The following is a 15,762-nucleotide window of genomic DNA, read 5'->3' on the forward strand; positions in this document are numbered from 1 at the left end:
AATTGAAACAAAAATGATAAAATGACTACTTATATAAAGGAGTAAATCAATCAAAAAACAGTGACCAATGTTTAAAAATATCATTAACGGGATCAAAGCTTATTTCGGGACATTCAAACTTATTTCAAAATTAGGATTATGGAAATTTTTTGCTGTACCTATTTTGATAAGTGTAATCACAGGATTATCTTTTGTGGCATTAGTATATTTCTTTTCAGATAATTTGGGCGCTTTAATTGCTCGGATTTGGGTTTGGGAATGGGGGTCAGAAACATTTGCTACCATTAGTACATATATTGGTGGTTTATTGATCCTGGTGATAGGGTTAATATTATATAAGCATATTGTAATGGCATTATCTGCACCATTTATGAGTCCGGTTTCAGAAAAAGTAGAAACACATCTTCTGGGAGAAACAGATCATGCGCATCGCGACACATCATTTAACCAACAATTATCAAGAGGTATCCGTATTAATGTGCGAAATCTATTTAGAGAATTACTATTTATGATTCCGTTGATTATTTTAAGTTTCATTCCGGTTATTGGTATTGTAGCAACAATACTAATCTTTCTGATACAAGCATATTATGTAGGTTTTGGTAATATGGATTATACTATGGAACGCCATTTTAATTATAAAGAAAGTATTCAGTTTGTAAGAAAAAATAGAGGAACTGCTATTGGTAACGGAATTGTGTTTGTACTCATGTTATTTATACCAATTATAGGATTTATTATCACCTTACCTATATCTGTGGTTGCAGCTTCTACCGAGACAGTGAAAATTTTGAAAGAAAAAGGATTAATTGAACTAAAAAACGCATCCGAGGAGGTTTCCAAAATCGAAGCGTAAGTAGGGTGGCTAATTTCTATTAGATTTCTAAAATCCAGTAAGAATATTTACATAATTATAATGAAAGATAAGTTTTATCAATACATACAAGACTTGCAAGATACCATAACCTCTAAATTAGAGAAAATAGATGGTAAAGCTGAGTTTCGAGAGGATCTATGGAAGCGCCCCGAAGGCGGTGGTGGAAGAACCCGGGTGATCGAAAACGGAAATGTATTCGAAAAAGGAGGTGTAAATATCTCTGGAGTTCATGGGGCACTTCCTAAAGCCATGCAGAGCTATTTTAATGTAGGTGATGTTGACTTTTTTGCCTGTGGTTTGTCATTAGTATTACATCCTAAAAATCCAATGGTGCCGACAGTACATGCTAATTGGCGTTATTTTGAAATGTATGATGCAAACGGAACTATTGTAGATAGTTGGTTTGGTGGAGGACAGGATTTAACGCCTTACTATCTATTTGATGAGGATGCAAAACACTTTCACCAGATATGTAAAAACTCTTGTGATGCCCATCACTCTGATTTTTATACTACCTACAAAAAGAAATGTGACGAGTATTTCTACAATGCACATCGTGGAGAAGGTCGTGGAGTAGGAGGTTTGTTTTTTGATTATTGTAAAGCAAATGATACGATGTCGATGCAAAATTGGTATGATTTTGTAACCGAAGTCGGGAATAGTTTTTTAGAAGCATATACTCCAATTGTAGAGAGAAGAAAAAACCTTCCGTATACCGAAAAGCAAAGAGATTGGCAGGAAATTCGACGTGGACGCTATGTAGAATTTAATTTGGTACACGATAAAGGAACTCTATTTGGACTAAAAACCAATGGAAGAATAGAAAGCATTTTAATGAGTCTTCCTCCTCATGTGCAGTGGCGATATGATTATCATCCAGAAGCGGGTAGTGAAGAAGCACGATTAGTAGAAGTACTAACAAACCCAATAGATTGGGTATAATACCACTTACAATAATTTATGTTGAAAATAATTAGAAGGATAGGTCTTATCATTAACTATAAGACATTTATCATTACTTTTCTAGCCCTGATATCCAGTTATGGATGTAGATATTTTGATTTTACGGCTAATTTCCCGTTAACTTTAATTGCTACAGCTATTGTTTTTCCGATCGTTTTTTCTATTGGAGGCGCATATAAGCGTAGAGAAACTGCATTAGATGAATATGGTAGTATCAAAGCGCATGGCAGAGCATTGTATTTTGCAACAATACACTGGTTAGAGAATCCTCCAATAGCTCTTAAAGAAGATTTAAAAATTCATTTAGAGGGGTTATTGAATGCCTGTAAGCATATGTTTACAAAACCTGTAGCCGAATTAGAAAATCATGAAAAGGAGGTATACAGAAATTTTACAGAACTATCTTCTTTTATAAAAGAAATGAGAAAACACGGATTACCCTCGGGAGAAGCTTCACGTTCAAATCAGTTTTTAAGTAAAATGATGATTTCTTTCGAAAAAATTAAACATATCTATCAATATCGTACTCCCAGAACACTAAGAACGTATAGTGATATTTTTATAGTCATTCTTCCAATATTATACGGGCCATACTTTGCTTATAAAGCGCAAGAATATGCCATAGGATTAGAATTTGCAATGCCAATTTTGTATAGCGTTATTTTAGTAGCCTTGGATAATATTCAATCTCATTTAGAAAACCCCTTTGATCAACAAGGAGAAGATGATGTTAATTTTAACGTAGAAAAGTTTATTTCTAATTTAGAATAGAAAACGGGATAATAGGCCTGTTATTACAATACATAATGCCATATAATACTTACTTAAAAACCAAGAATAGAAATAAAAAACCAGTTAAAGTGCTTAAAAATTCGGCTGAATGACAATTATGTGGTTTTTTTTTATTAACTTGCAAGACAATCATTTAGGGCTTATCTATAATAATGTTATATTAATTAACACAAATGCCTTATGAAAAAAATTCTACTATTGCTAATCGTTATCCTTATTGTAGGGTGCGAATTTTTACCCAAAGAATCTAAATTTTCTAACTTCTCTAAGTTTTCTAAAAACACAATCGAATTTAGAAATAATACTATTGTGCTTACAAGTGGTTATTCTAAAACATCTCCTGAAGAATTTAAAAATAGATTGGATTCATTAGAAAATAAGCCGAAATTTAAAAAGGTTGCTTTACATGAATTGAAAAAAATAGAAGATAAAAAAGTAGATTTCGAACTATTTGTTGATGAGAACAATGTAGAGAATTATGTATTTATCTATACTTGTGATTTTTATCAGTTTGATGAGCATAGAGCTGCTAGAGTTGTAGCCGCGCTTAATGATCAATTGCAAGATGAATCTAATGTTCAGGAAGTAAAGTATAAAAGAATTCATGGTCGATTTTTCTTTACTCCAACTTCGAAAGTAGTTAAGCTTAAATATTTAAAAGCCTATAAAAAAGATAGAAAATTTCAGACAGAGTATATAGTTGCATCAAAATCCGGAGGAATTGGATTGTTGATTAGTAATCTGGAAGATATTGATTTTGAAAGCTCTATAAAACGATTTGCATCAAAATAAGATTGTAGATAATAATATTTTTTATCTTTATTCTTTTCATAGATCATGCAAAGAGTAAAGATAATTTTTGTTATTATTTTCATTGCGAGTTGTGCTCGTAGTGTAGAACCAACTGTAGAAAATATTAATAAAATATTTACGTCTAAAGATTTTACTTTTGAGTTTAATAGCCATACTGGAGATAAAAAATCTCTTAGTTTTAGGAATGATTATCTAGTTTATAAAAGTGATAAACCTACATATCGCAGAGAGATAAATTATGATGAGGTACTTTTGATCAATGACTTTATTCAAAAGATCGTTAATCATCATTCTAAAATATTAGATCCAGAAACATCATCACATTATATTATAAAAAACACAGCGTATAAAGTAGTAATCATACCAGATCAGGAAGATTACTACTTTGATGCTTTGCTTAAAACATTAAAACTTGATAAGGTAAAATAAGGAATAAACTTTTATTCAAAAAGTAATGAGAATGAGGTCTCCTTATTAGGTATAGAATGAACGGTTAGACTTCCCCCATGCATATGCATGATTTGTTTAGAAAGACTTAAACCAATGCCAGTACCCTCTTTTTTTGTAGTATAAAAAGGTATAAATATCTGACTCATGATATCTGGATGGATACCTGGGCCATTATCTTTAACTGTTATATATTTTTTTCCTTCGGGTGTAATTCCCAGAATAAACATAAGAGTTGCTCTTTCGGTCTCTTTTAAAGCCTGAATTGCATTTTTACACAAGTTTACCAATATCTGGGTAATTTGCTTTTCGTCTGCATAAATTTCGAGATCTTCTGTAGTATTAAGAATATCAAAAGAGATGATATTAAAATCAATTTCCTGGCTCATTAAAACTTTTACCTTCTCTAATAATTCATCTACCTTGATTATTTTCTTATCGGGTACAGGTACATTTAGAAAACTACGATACGATTGTACAAAACTCATTAAATCATTTCCCTGATTTTTGATTACTTCTAACCCTTTTGCAGTATTGTGAATTTTGTTTTCATCTATCTCTGTAACCGGTATGATTCCACTTTTGTCTTTATAATAACCCAAAATAGATTCTGATATTGAAGTAATAGGAGTGACAGAATTCATAATCTCATGAGTCAAAACCCTAATGAGTTTTATCCACGAATCTGTTTCTTTTTCGTCTAATTCGTTATGTATATCTTGTATGGTTATTAACCTTAGAACCTCATTGTTTAATACTATTTCTGAAGATTTAATAGCAAGTTGTATAGTCTCTCGCTCATTGGTGAGTTGAAAAAGTTTTCGTTCGAATGGTTTGATATTATTAAATAATTCATATAATTTTTTATCAACCTGTGCTAGTTGTTTTATATGATTTAGTGGGGTATAATTTAACAGTTTTTCGACTTTAGGATTATTAAAAAGAATATGCCCTTTATGATTAAAAGTTAAAATGCCAATTTCTGCTTGTTTTAGTATTTCCTGATAATACTGTTCTTGTCTTTGGTTTTTTAAGTGTACTTCTCGAATTACATCATTAAGACTATTAAGACTTTGATTTAATTCGTTAAGTGATTTTGGACCTCCTTTTTCTGGAAATCGAAGTGTAAAATCTTCATTCTTAATTGAATTAAAAAAATAGGCAATCTTTCTATTATTATGGTTTAGATATTTGATTAAAAATATGGTTTGTAACAAAAATAATAATAGAACTAGAAATGAAAAAACATATAATTCTTTAAAAAATGCAAAGGCTAACATTAGTGAGGTTAAGGAAAGCATTACGACTCTTAGGATTAGTTGTGTATAGAGATTCCGACTTACCATTAGTTTTATGATTTTTTTATTTTGTTATATAAAGTCTGTCTTGAAATACCAAGTTGATTCGCTGCAGCACTATAGTTTCCATTATGTTTGTCAAGTGCTTTAGCAATCATAAGTCGTTCCATTTCATCAAGAGTTTCTGGGCCTTTATCCAAAGAAATTCCTGGGCTGGTACTTAATAAAAAATCTGTTGGTTTCAATACATTTCCTTCGCATAAAATTACTGCTCTTTCTATGGTATGTTGTAGTTCTCTTACATTTCCTGGCCAATGATATCCCATTAGTTTTTCTTCGGCGGTAGTATTTATTCGAAGAGATGGTTTACCATATTTTGATGCGAATTTTTTCAAGTAAAAATCTGCCAGTATCAAGATGTCATTATCTCGTTCTCGCAGTGGAGGTACTTCTATATGAATTGTATTAATTCTATATAATAAATCTTCGCGAAATATACCATCATCTACCATTTGATTAAGGTTACAATTAGTAGCACAAATCAGGCGTATGTTTACAGAAATAGATTTATTAGAACCAACCCTTACTACAGTTCTGTTTTGTATTGCAGATAATAGTTTTGCCTGAGTTTGTAGCGATAAGTTTCCGATTTCATCTAGAAACAAGGAGCCGTTATTTGCTGCTTCAAACTTTCCTGCTCGATCTTCTTTGGCATCTGTAAAAGCTCCTTTGGTATGACCAAAAAGCTCACTTTCAAACAATGTTTCTGATATAGAACCCATATCTACACCAATAAAAACTTCATCTTTACGAGGAGACATCCTATGTAATTCACGAGCTATTAGTTCTTTTCCTGTTCCATTTTCACCTGTGATCAAAACATTGACATCTGTTTTTGCTACTTTTCTAACTAAGTTCAAGACAGCGGTAAGTGCTTTAGAATTACCAATAATATAATTACTGTCCTGATTAATTACTCGTTTCAGATGATTTTCTTTCTGTTTTAGTTCTTGTACTTCTTTTCTGGATTTGCGAAGTAAAAAAGCTGACTTTATTGTAGCCAATAGCTTTTCATTATTCCAGGGCTTTAATATAAAATCGGTAGCTCCTTCTTTTAATGCTTTTACAGCAAGATCAACAGCACCATAAGCTGTCATCATAATTACCGAAGTATGAGGAGCTTTTTTCTTTATTTCTCTTAGCCAAAATAAACCTTCATTTCCTGTATTTACACCAGCAGAAAAATTCATGTCTAATGCAACAATATCAAAATCACTTAAATTTTGTAATGAAGAGATTTGATTTGGATTAGAAATCGTCTTAATATGTTTGTACTCAAACTGCAATAAGATTTCTAGTGCGCTTAAGACACTCTTATTATCATCGATGATTAAAATTTTTCCATCCTGCATCATTTGATATTTATGTTAACATAGTAAAACTACAAATTTGAAATAGGACTTATATAAGAGTGTAAAATTATTTGACACTATTTGTATAATAATTTTACATTTCTAAAATTCAATTTTGATTTTTATATATTTAAGTATTTGATATACAATTGTTTATGTTTTTGGCATGAGATTAGGTTAGGGTTTGGTATCAAAATATTATTTAAGTGTTTAATAAATGATAAATTCTAAAAACAAAATCTTATATTTTCTCTTGATCTTGATATCAAATACGATGTATTCTCAAGAATCATGGTCATTAGATGATTGTGTAGCCTATGCTGTAGGCCATAATCTACAGCTCAAGGATTTTAAATACAACCAAGATGCTAACAAAGAAACATATCGGCAGTCGGTAAGAAATTTGTTGCCAAATATTAATGCATTTTCAGACTATAATATTCGATATGGAAGATCGGTAGATCCTAATAATAACAATATTGTAAACACGGATTTTTTCTCAAATAATTATAGGTTGAATGCAGAGATTGATTTGTTTAGAGGTTTTCAAAAATTAAATACGATAAAAGCTTCGAAGTTTTTGCATAAAGCAGCAAATGAAGAAGTGCTGCATCAAAAATATCTATTAGCATTTAGAGTGATGTCTGCTTTTTATGATATTCAGTTTATGGAAGGGCTTTTAATCATTTCTAAAGAACAAGAAGGGGTATCTGATACTAATTATAAACTTGTAAAAAGACAAGTAGAACTTGGCCAAAAAGCAAAAGCTGATTTGTATGAAGCAGAATCTGCTTTATTAGCTGATCAATTATTGGTTACTCAAAATGAGAATAATGTAGCAGCGGCAAAACTTAAACTTATACAAGAAATGAACTTAGAAGATGTCACTACTATTTCTATTCAATCTTCTCTTATAGAAGCTGATGAGAATGTAGACATTTTTCGAGCAAATAAAGATTCTATTTACAGTAATGCCACAACTTTTGTTCCTATCATAAAAGCACAGGAGTTAAAAGCAAAAGCAGCCAAAAAGCGATTAGCCATAGCCAGAGGGGGCTTGTACCCCTCTCTGTCTTTTTTTGCTGGGTATCAAACGGGATATTATGAAACTAATGTCAATGACACCACAGGAGAAGTTATCTCTTTTAAAAACCAGATTAAGGATAATGTCTCAAAATATGTTGGAGTTTCGCTTAGCATTCCTATCAGCAACGGATGGTCAAATCGTTCGCGTGTAAAACAACAAAAGGTAGAAATGATGAGGGCAGACAATAATTTTGATATTCAAAAACAAGAAATGTTTAAATTGATTCAACAACTTGTTCAAGAGGGAGATGCATTACGTACAGAATACCTACAGAGTTCACAAAAAATGAAAGCACAGGTTTTAACTTTTGAGATAGCACAAAAGAAATATGAAAAAGGATTGATAAGTGCTATAGAACTCAACCAATCTAAAAACTTATTAGCGAACTCACAAAACGAAAACCTACAGGTGCAATTACGTTTAAAAGTAAATGAAAGTACATTGGATTTTTATAACGGATTACCTGTTTTTAATATAAATAGAGCACAATAAAATGGATATAAAAATTGAAAAGAAAAAAGGATTAAGACCTAAACATTATGGATACATTGTTATAGGTATAGTGTTGTTTTTTGTAGGTTGGAAAATGGTATCCGGAAATTCGGCAGCTACATTTAGAACAGAAAAAGAAAAATTGTCGATAGCAGAAGTTTCTTTTGGGAAATTTGATGATTATATTACCATTAATGGTGCAGTAGCTCCAATAAGTACAATTTACATGGATGCTTATGAAGGAGGTAGAGTAACAGAAAAGCTTATTGAAGAAGGAGCGATGGTAAAAAAAGGGGATATTATATTAAAGCTTGAAAACAGTGCTCTTTATGAACAGATTTTGGCGAGTGAAAGTAATTTAGCTCTGAAACAGAATGACCTTCGTTCGACAAAGTTGACTTTTGATTCTAGACAAGTAGAAGGTCAAAAAGACTTAGTGAGTTCAGAATATGAATTACAAAAATTGAAGCGAAATTATGAACAGAGTAAGGCTCTCTTTGAAGATGAATTGATTTCTCGGGAAGAATATTTAATTTCAAAAGAAAACTATGAGCTATCCAAAAAACGACATGAAATAATTAAACTACAAACAGAACAAGATAAATCCCTTCGAGCTACTTCTTTGTCGGGATTAGATACCGATCTGGAGCGTATGCAAAAAACACTTTCTATGGTGTATGAACGTCTGGATCATTTAAATGTAAGGGCTCCAGCCGATGGTCAATTAGGATTTCTGGATGCAGAAATAGGGCAAAATATAAGACAAGGACAACGAATAGGGCAGATAAATGTTTTAACAGATTATAAAATAGAAGCAACAATAGACGAACATTATATCGATAGGGTAAAAAGAGATTTGGTTGCAGTGTTGGATCGTAATGGTACAGAGTATCAACTTCGTCTTCGTAAAGTATATCCCGAAGTACGTAACGGGAAGTTTAAAGTAGATCTGGTTTTTGCAGATCAAAAACCCGAAACCATACGAACTGGGCAGAGCTATAATATAAAACTGCAGCTAGGAGCATCAAATGATGCACTTTTACTACCTCGGGGAAGTTTTTTCCAGAGTACAGGAGGTCAATGGATTTTTGTTGTAGATGCTTCGGGTGAAGTAGCATGGAAAAGAGCCATACGTATAGGAAAACAAAACTCAAGATATTATGAGTTACTAGAAGGATTAGAAGCAGGAGAAAAAGTAATTACTTCAAACTATGATAGTTTTGGAGACGCCGAAAAAATAATTTTAAAATAAATAGCATTTAGAAAATAAAAATCAATCAAAAAATGATACAGATAGAGAACATAAAAAAGAGTTTTAGAACCGAGGAAGTCGAAACTCTGGCATTAAATAATGTAAATCTAAAAGTTGAAGCAGGAGAATTTGTGGCCATAATGGGACCATCGGGTTGTGGGAAATCTACTTTACTCAACATCATTGGTATGTTGGATAATCCTAATGAAGGGTATTATCATTTTAATGGTCATGAAGTAGGCGGATTAAAAGAAAATCAACGTACCAAAATTAGAAAAGGAAATCTTGGATTTGTATTTCAGAGCTTTAATTTGATTGATGAACTTACCGTTTTTGAAAACGTAGAGCTTCCTCTGATTTACCTTAATATAAAAAAGAGCGAGCGGGAGCAAAAAGTAAGACAGGTGCTGGAGCGAATGAAAATCGCACATCGCGAAAAGCATTTCCCACAGCAATTATCAGGAGGACAACAACAGCGAGTAGCTATTGCCAGAGCTGTAGTAACTAATGCTAAGTTAATTCTGGCAGATGAGCCAACAGGAAATCTGGACTCTAAAAATGGTATCGAAGTGATGAACTTACTTACCGAACTTAACCAGGAAGGAACTACCATTGTTATGGTAACACACTCAGACAGAGATTCTCATTATGCTCACAGGGTTATTAATCTGTTTGATGGACAAATTGTGACCGAAAGCCAAAATAAGCCTTTCAAGGTCAATGTGTAATACGCATCAAATAAACTTATTAAAATTAAAGTCATGATAAAATATTTGTACCACTTAGCAATCGCAATATTATTTTTTTGTATCAATCTATGTCAAGGTCAATCAGAAACTATTGCCGTAAAACACTTTGATAAAGTAATTATAAGTCCGCATATCCAAGTAACCTTTGTTCAGGGAGAGAAAGAAAACGTTATGATCAAAAATGCACGTTTGCCGCAAGAAAAGATCAATATCGAAGTTGCAGGAAACACACTTCGTATGTATTTGGATGGAGCTAAAACAACAACCAAAACAGTGAAAACAAACGAAAATGGGTGGGAAAGAAAGAAACCTATTTATAAAGGAACCATGGTAACTGCTGTCATAACATATACCAAACTCAGAGAACTTTCAATACGAGGAGAAGAAATAATTGAATGTAAAAGTCCAATAGAAAGAGATGATTTTAGATTAAAAATCTATGGAGAATCTAAAATGACAATGAATTCAGTAAAAGTAAACTCATTACGTGTTTCTATTTATGGAGAAAGTTACCTAGAAATTAGAGAGGGTAGTGTAAACGATCAAAAATATACAGTGTATGGTGAAGGAGAGGTAAATACTTTGGGAATGAATAATGAAAATACTAAGATCACTGCATATGGCGAAAGTAATTTTAGAGTAAGAGTTTCAGATCATTTAAAAGTTACTGCTTACGGAGAGGCAACTGTGGCTTATAACGGAAACCCCTCTATAAATAAAGGAATAATTTTAGGAGAAGCAATCATTCAAAAAATGAACTAAGAATTCATCATTCTAATCAAATCCTGAAAATCAAAAAACGACAGTTATGTTTAAAAATCATTTAAAAATTGCCTGGAGAACTCTTCGTAAACGAAAAGTATTTACCTCTATCAATATTTTGGGATTGACCCTTGGTTTTGGTTGTGCTATTTTAATTTTTTTATTTGTAACCCACCACCTTCAATATGATAATTTTCATAACAATTCAGATCGAATTTACAGAGTAGTAACTGAAGAGCATCGAGATGATGTTGATTATGAGTCAAGTGTGCCTCCTGGTTTTGCAGGTAGTTTTGAAACAGATTATGATTATGCAGAAAAAGTTTCCAAAATAACGATAAGAGAGCATTGGCAGGTTAATGGTACAGATCATAGATCCAATCAGAGTTTTCACGAAGATATAGTTTTTGCTCAATCTGATTTTTTTGAGATATTAAATTTCCCATTAGTCGAAAAATTAGGAGATCATACCCTGGAAGAACCAAATACAGCTTATATCACTGAAAGCTTTTCTAAAAAAATGTTTGGTAACGAAAGTGCTTTGGGGAAAACATTTATTTTAGAAAATGAAGAAACTATTCAAGTAATAGGGATATTAAAAGAATTGCCAAAAACAACGGTAATTCAAGGAACAATCTTTCCTTCATTTAAAACTTTAAAGAGTTATGATAACTTTTTATCCAGTAATTCCTGGGGAGGAATTAGTGATGCATTAAAATGTTTTGTGTTACTTCGTCCTAATCAGAATATTGCTGAGATCGAAAATACATTGATCTCATTGGTATCAAAACATCGTCCTAAAAGTAAAAATGTACATCGCTACAAACTACAAGCATTAAGTGACATCCATTTTAATAATAAATATGGAGGAATCAACGTAAGTTTACTTTGGATTTTTGGGTTAATAGGTTTTTTTATCATCGCAGTAGCTTGCATTAATTTTATCAATATTTCTACAGCGCAAGCCTTTACTCGTTCTAAGGAAATAGGGATTAGAAAAGTACTGGGAAGTTTCAGACAACATCTTTTTTGGCAATTCATTTCAGAGACATTTATTATCAGTTTTTTTGCGATGATACTAGGTTTAGTATTTGCTATATTGGTATTGCCAGCATTTAATGAACTTTTTGAATTAGATCTTTCTATATCCTCTTTACTTAATGTTAAAGTAGTTGGATTTGTATTGATGTTGCTGATAAGTGTTTCAATTTTTGCAGGTAGTTATCCCGGAATTATACTGGCACGTATCCTTCCAACTTTGGCGTTAAAAGGAAAACTTACCCAGAAAGATACCGGTGGAAAATTAACTCGAAAAGTATTGGTGACTTCTCAGTTTGCAATTTCTATCATATTTATTGTCGCAACAATTATTATCAGAAAACAAATTAACTATGCAGTAAATGCAGATTTAGGCTTTGATACAGAATCAATAGTAATTGTAGAAATTCCTGAAGATATAGAAACCGTAAAATTAGAAGGTTTACAAGAACGAATCAATAATCTTTCTGGGGTAAAAAATAATACGGCTTGTTTAACGAGTCCCGGAGCCTCAAGTAATTATTGGGGTACAGGAGTACGATATAATAATAGACCTGAACTTGAAGAATTCTCGATTTCAGCAAAATTAGCGGATAAAGATTACCTTAATACATTTAATCTTAAACTGGTTGCTGGGCGTAATTTTTACCGCACTGATTCGATCTCAGAAGTCGTGGTAAACGAAAAACTTGCTCAGAAATTAGGTCTTGCAAATTCCCAAGAATTAATAGGTAAGCAAGTAGAGTTTAATGGGGCTACAATTAAAGCATCAATTGTAGGAGTAGTTGCCGATTTTCATGATAAGAATTTTCATGAAACAAAGAACCCTATATTCATTGCTCCACAATCTAATGCATATAACGAATTAGCAATTAAAGTTTATAGCCAAAATGCTAAAACTACTTTAGAAGGAATTGAAAGGCTTTGGAAAGAGATTTTTCCAAAATATATCTATGAGTTTGATTTTATGGATGAGCGTGTAGCCCAACAATATCAGGAAGAACAACGCTTTTTACTAATGTCAAAATTATTTTCAGGATTAGCTATTTTTATTAGTTGCCTGGGACTTTATGGATTGATTTCCTTTTTCGTGGCACAAAAAACAAGAGAAATAGGGATTAGAAAAGTATTAGGAGGAAATGTCAGCGATATTTTGTTATTGGTTACACAAGATTTTTTAAAACTTATTTTAATTGCCGGGGCAATTGCTTCTCCTTTAGCATGGTATTTCATGAATAATTGGCTACAAAACTATACATATCGTATAGAAATAAATTGGGGGGTATTTGTCTTATCAATAGCAGGATTACTAGTTATCACTTTAGTTACAATAAGCTATCAGGCTATTAAAGCCGCAACAGCCAATCCGATAAAAAGCTTGCGAACAGAATAAATCATCAAAAAACGACAGGTATGTTAAAAAACTATCTAAAAATCGCTTGGCGAAATTTACTCAGAAATAAGAGTTTCTCGGTATTGAATATTGTTGGACTATCCATAGGTTTGGCTGTTACCGCACTCATTGTAATCTGGATTAATTTTGAAATTGGTATTGATCAATTTCATGATAATAAAGACCGTACTTATCAGGTGTATAATCAATATCCGGTAGATGGTGAAATATGGACTTGGAATTCTACTCCTAAAATTATGGCATCTGTCATAGAAAAAGATTATCCCGAAGTAGAACATATTACAAGAGTAAATTGGGATTCTGAATTTTTATTTGCAAAAGGTAATAAAAGAATAAACGGCATAGGTAAAATTGTTGATCCTGATTTTTTAAAGATATTTAGTTTTCCACTATTAGAGGGTAGTATAGAAACCGTTTTGGATGATGTTAATTCTGTGATTATTACCGAATCTTTTGCCAAAAAAGTATTTGGTGATGAGCAAGCAGTAGGTAAAACGGTTAAGGTAGATAATGCTGATAGTTTTATGGTTACAGGTATTCTAAAGGATTTACCTTCAAATACAGCCTTTGAATTTGATTTTTTAATGCCTTGGGCTTATTTAAAACAACGTGGCTCAGACGATAAATATTGGGGTAATAATTCTGTAGCTACCTATGTGATGCTTAAAAAAGGAGTGGATTACACCTTATTCTCAAAAAAGATAAAAAATTTGAGAAAAAAATATGATAAAGATTCTCCAGAAATGGTCACTTATTTATACCCATTTACACGTTCCTGGTTGTATTCAAATTTCGAAAATGGTGAAGAGATAGGGGGTAGAATCGATATAATTCGAATGTTTGGTATCATAGCTATTATTATTTTGATAATAGCATGTATCAACTTTATGAACCTGAGTACAGCACGCAGCGAAAAACGAGCAAAAGAAGTAGGGGTACGTAAAGTAGTTGGAGCAAGAAGATTAACTCTTGTATGTCAGTTTTTGGGAGAGTCTGTACTGATATCATTCATTGCAGCAGTATTAGCGTTCATATTGGTTTTGGTTGTATTGCCCACCTTTAGCACATTAGTAGAAAAGCCATTATCATTAGATTTGACTAATATTTGGTTCTGGGGATCGACTTTAGGAGTAATATGTTTTACAGGCCTTTTGGCAGGTAGTTATCCCGCATTGTTTCTTTCTGGATTTATGCCTTCTACAGTATTAAAAGGGACTTTTATAAAGTCAAATACAGCCGTTACTCCAAGAAAAATTTTAGTAATTCTTCAATTTTCTGCTGCCATTATACTAATCACCTCTAGTATTATTGTTTCACAACAGCTGAAAAAAGTTCAAGACAGGCAAATGGGTTATGCAAAAAACAATCTGATTTACTCGGTAATACAAGGTGATACAGAAAAAAATTATTCTCTTATAAAAGAAGAACTTCTTGCATCCAATGCTGTTACTTCTATCACAAGAACTAGTTCACCTGTGACAGAGGGTTGGAGTAATAGCTGGAATTTTGAATGGAAGGGGAAAAATGAAGAAAACAAGACTCTTGTTCAAAGATTCTCATCAGATGAGAATATTCAGGAAACTTTAGGAATTGAACTTGTTATTGGGCGTGACTTTGATTTACATAAGTATCCAACAGATTCTACCGCAGCACTCATTAATGAATCTGCAGTAGCACTTATGAATTTTGATGAACCTATTGGTCAGATTGTTAAGGATAATGGAATAGAATGGCACATTGTAGGGGTTGTAAAAGATTTTGTATTGCAATCTCCTTTTCAAAAGATTCAACCAATGGTTATAGAAGGGACTAAGGCTGGGTTTAGTGTAATGCATATAAAACTGAATAAAACTAGCAGTACCTCAGAAAGTCTTGCTATGGTAGAAACTATTTTTAAGAAGTACAATCCAGAATACCCTTTTGAATACGAATTTGTAGACCAGCAATATGCTAAAAAGTTCAATAGCGAGAAAAGAACAGGTCAGCTTGTAAGTATGTTTACATTACTCACTATTTTCATTTCTTGCTTAGGCTTATTTGGTCTTGCCAGTTATATGGCAGAAAACAGAATTAAAGAGATCGGAATTCGTAAAGTTTTAGGAGCATCAGTTAGAAGTATCACTACACTTCTTTCATTAGATTTCATAAAACTAGTTTTAGTTTCTATCGTTTTGGCTGTACCTATTTCCTGGTATTTCATAAATGATTGGTTAGAGGGTTTTGACTACAGAGTAAACATCTCGTGGCAGACATTTTTTTTAGCAGGAATTTTAGCTCTTGTAATAGCATTTGTAACGGTGAGCTATCAAGCTATTAAAGCCGCGACAACCAATCCAATCAAAAGCTTGCGAACAGAATAAATCATC

General features: G+C 32.3%; 13 protein-coding genes. 11 read left to right on the forward strand and 2 right to left on the reverse strand.

The window, feature by feature from the left end; genetic code table 11:
* Window positions 1-67 precede the first annotated feature (67 nt).
* The 5 genes from AAFU52_RS10055 (at window position 68) to AAFU52_RS10075 (ending at window position 3,874) form a co-directional block, all read left to right on the forward strand.
* Window positions 68-856, forward strand: coding sequence for an EI24 domain-containing protein (locus tag AAFU52_RS10055; protein WP_438426322.1), 789 nt, complete (start codon window positions 68-70; stop codon window positions 854-856).
* 60 nt (window positions 857-916) lie between these two features.
* The gene (hemF, locus tag AAFU52_RS10060) at window positions 917-1,819 is read left to right on the forward strand and encodes an oxygen-dependent coproporphyrinogen oxidase (RefSeq protein ID WP_438426323.1); all 903 of its coding nucleotides are present in this window, start codon (window positions 917-919) and stop codon (window positions 1,817-1,819) included.
* 18 nt (window positions 1,820-1,837) lie between these two features.
* Entirely contained in the window at window positions 1,838-2,611 is a 774-nt protein-coding gene (locus AAFU52_RS10065; protein WP_241461401.1) for a hypothetical protein, read from the forward strand.
* Window positions 2,612-2,812: 201 nt separating this feature from the next.
* Window positions 2,813-3,424 carry a hypothetical protein gene (locus AAFU52_RS10070; RefSeq protein WP_024769644.1) on the forward strand — a complete coding sequence of 204 codons (612 nt, stop codon included), beginning with the start codon at window positions 2,813-2,815 and terminating at the stop codon, window positions 3,422-3,424.
* 45 nt (window positions 3,425-3,469) lie between these two features.
* Complete coding sequence (locus AAFU52_RS10075) at window positions 3,470-3,874, forward strand: hypothetical protein (protein WP_438426324.1); 405 nt, start codon at window positions 3,470-3,472, stop codon at window positions 3,872-3,874.
* Window positions 3,875-3,885: 11 nt separating this feature from the next.
* Here the strand turns inward: AAFU52_RS10075 and AAFU52_RS10080 are convergent, their stop codons facing one another.
* Entirely contained in the window at window positions 3,886-5,238 is a 1,353-nt protein-coding gene (locus AAFU52_RS10080; protein WP_024769642.1) for a sensor histidine kinase, read from the reverse strand.
* Between the two features lie 5 nt (window positions 5,239-5,243).
* The gene (locus AAFU52_RS10085) at window positions 5,244-6,602 is read right to left on the reverse strand and encodes a sigma-54-dependent transcriptional regulator (RefSeq protein WP_438426630.1); all 1,359 of its coding nucleotides are present in this window, start codon (window positions 6,600-6,602) and stop codon (window positions 5,244-5,246) included.
* 274 nt (window positions 6,603-6,876) lie between these two features.
* On the opposite strand from AAFU52_RS10085, the gene AAFU52_RS10090 reads away from it, so the two are divergent.
* Genes AAFU52_RS10090 through AAFU52_RS10115 form a run of 6 tightly spaced genes read left to right on the forward strand, consistent with a single transcriptional unit; the run spans window position 6,877 to window position 15,756 of the window.
* A complete protein-coding gene (locus tag AAFU52_RS10090; protein WP_438426325.1) occupies window positions 6,877-8,181 on the forward strand; it encodes a TolC family protein in 1,305 nt (434 codons plus the stop codon).
* 1 nt (window position 8,182) lies between these two features.
* A complete protein-coding gene (locus AAFU52_RS10095; protein WP_024769639.1) occupies window positions 8,183-9,433 on the forward strand; it encodes an efflux RND transporter periplasmic adaptor subunit in 1,251 nt (416 codons plus the stop codon).
* Window positions 9,434-9,465: 32 nt separating this feature from the next.
* The gene (locus AAFU52_RS10100) at window positions 9,466-10,161 is read left to right on the forward strand and encodes an ABC transporter ATP-binding protein (protein WP_024769638.1); all 696 of its coding nucleotides are present in this window, start codon (window positions 9,466-9,468) and stop codon (window positions 10,159-10,161) included.
* 33 nt (window positions 10,162-10,194) lie between these two features.
* Window positions 10,195-10,944 (forward strand): head GIN domain-containing protein, encoded by a 750-nt coding sequence (locus tag AAFU52_RS10105; protein ID WP_438426326.1) that lies wholly within the window; start codon window positions 10,195-10,197, stop codon window positions 10,942-10,944.
* A 46-nt stretch (window positions 10,945-10,990) separates the two neighbouring features.
* Window positions 10,991-13,375 (forward strand): ABC transporter permease, encoded by a 2,385-nt coding sequence (locus AAFU52_RS10110; RefSeq protein WP_438426327.1) that lies wholly within the window; start codon window positions 10,991-10,993, stop codon window positions 13,373-13,375.
* Between the two features lie 20 nt (window positions 13,376-13,395).
* On the forward strand, window positions 13,396-15,756 hold the full coding sequence (locus AAFU52_RS10115; protein ID WP_438426328.1) for an ABC transporter permease: 2,361 nt from the start codon (window positions 13,396-13,398) through the stop codon (window positions 15,754-15,756).
* The last annotated feature ends 6 nt before the right edge of the window (window positions 15,757-15,762 follow it).

Origin of the sequence: Aquimarina macrocephali (genome assembly GCF_051627225.1) — a bacterium.
Lineage (GTDB): Bacteria > Bacteroidota > Bacteroidia > Flavobacteriales > Flavobacteriaceae > Aquimarina > Aquimarina macrocephali.

Excerpts from the sequence above, each read along its gene's own strand:
- AAFU52_RS10065 (WP_241461401.1), top strand. The coding sequence starts at position 1,838 with ATGTTGAAAATAATTAGAAGGATAGGTCTTATCATTAACTATAAGACA.
- AAFU52_RS10075 (WP_438426324.1), top strand. The coding sequence starts at position 3,470 with ATGCAAAGAGTAAAGATAATTTTTGTTATTATTTTCATTGCGAGTTGT.
- AAFU52_RS10105 (WP_438426326.1), top strand. The coding sequence starts at position 10,195 with ATGATAAAATATTTGTACCACTTAGCAATCGCAATATTATTTTTTTGT.
- AAFU52_RS10110 (WP_438426327.1), top strand. The coding sequence starts at position 10,991 with ATGTTTAAAAATCATTTAAAAATTGCCTGGAGAACTCTTCGTAAACGA.
- AAFU52_RS10100 (WP_024769638.1), top strand. The coding sequence starts at position 9,466 with ATGATACAGATAGAGAACATAAAAAAGAGTTTTAGAACCGAGGAAGTC.
- AAFU52_RS10070 (WP_024769644.1), top strand. The coding sequence starts at position 2,813 with ATGAAAAAAATTCTACTATTGCTAATCGTTATCCTTATTGTAGGGTGC.
- AAFU52_RS10090 (WP_438426325.1), top strand. The coding sequence starts at position 6,877 with ATGTATTCTCAAGAATCATGGTCATTAGATGATTGTGTAGCCTATGCT.
- AAFU52_RS10115 (WP_438426328.1), top strand. The coding sequence starts at position 13,396 with ATGTTAAAAAACTATCTAAAAATCGCTTGGCGAAATTTACTCAGAAAT.
- AAFU52_RS10085 (WP_438426630.1), bottom strand. The coding sequence starts at position 6,602 with ATGCAGGATGGAAAAATTTTAATCATCGATGATAATAAGAGTGTCTTA.
- AAFU52_RS10055 (WP_438426322.1), top strand. The coding sequence starts at position 68 with ATGTTTAAAAATATCATTAACGGGATCAAAGCTTATTTCGGGACATTC.
- AAFU52_RS10080 (WP_024769642.1), bottom strand. The coding sequence starts at position 5,238 with ATGGTAAGTCGGAATCTCTATACACAACTAATCCTAAGAGTCGTAATG.
- AAFU52_RS10095 (WP_024769639.1), top strand. The coding sequence starts at position 8,183 with ATGGATATAAAAATTGAAAAGAAAAAAGGATTAAGACCTAAACATTAT.
- hemF (WP_438426323.1), top strand. The coding sequence starts at position 917 with ATGAAAGATAAGTTTTATCAATACATACAAGACTTGCAAGATACCATA.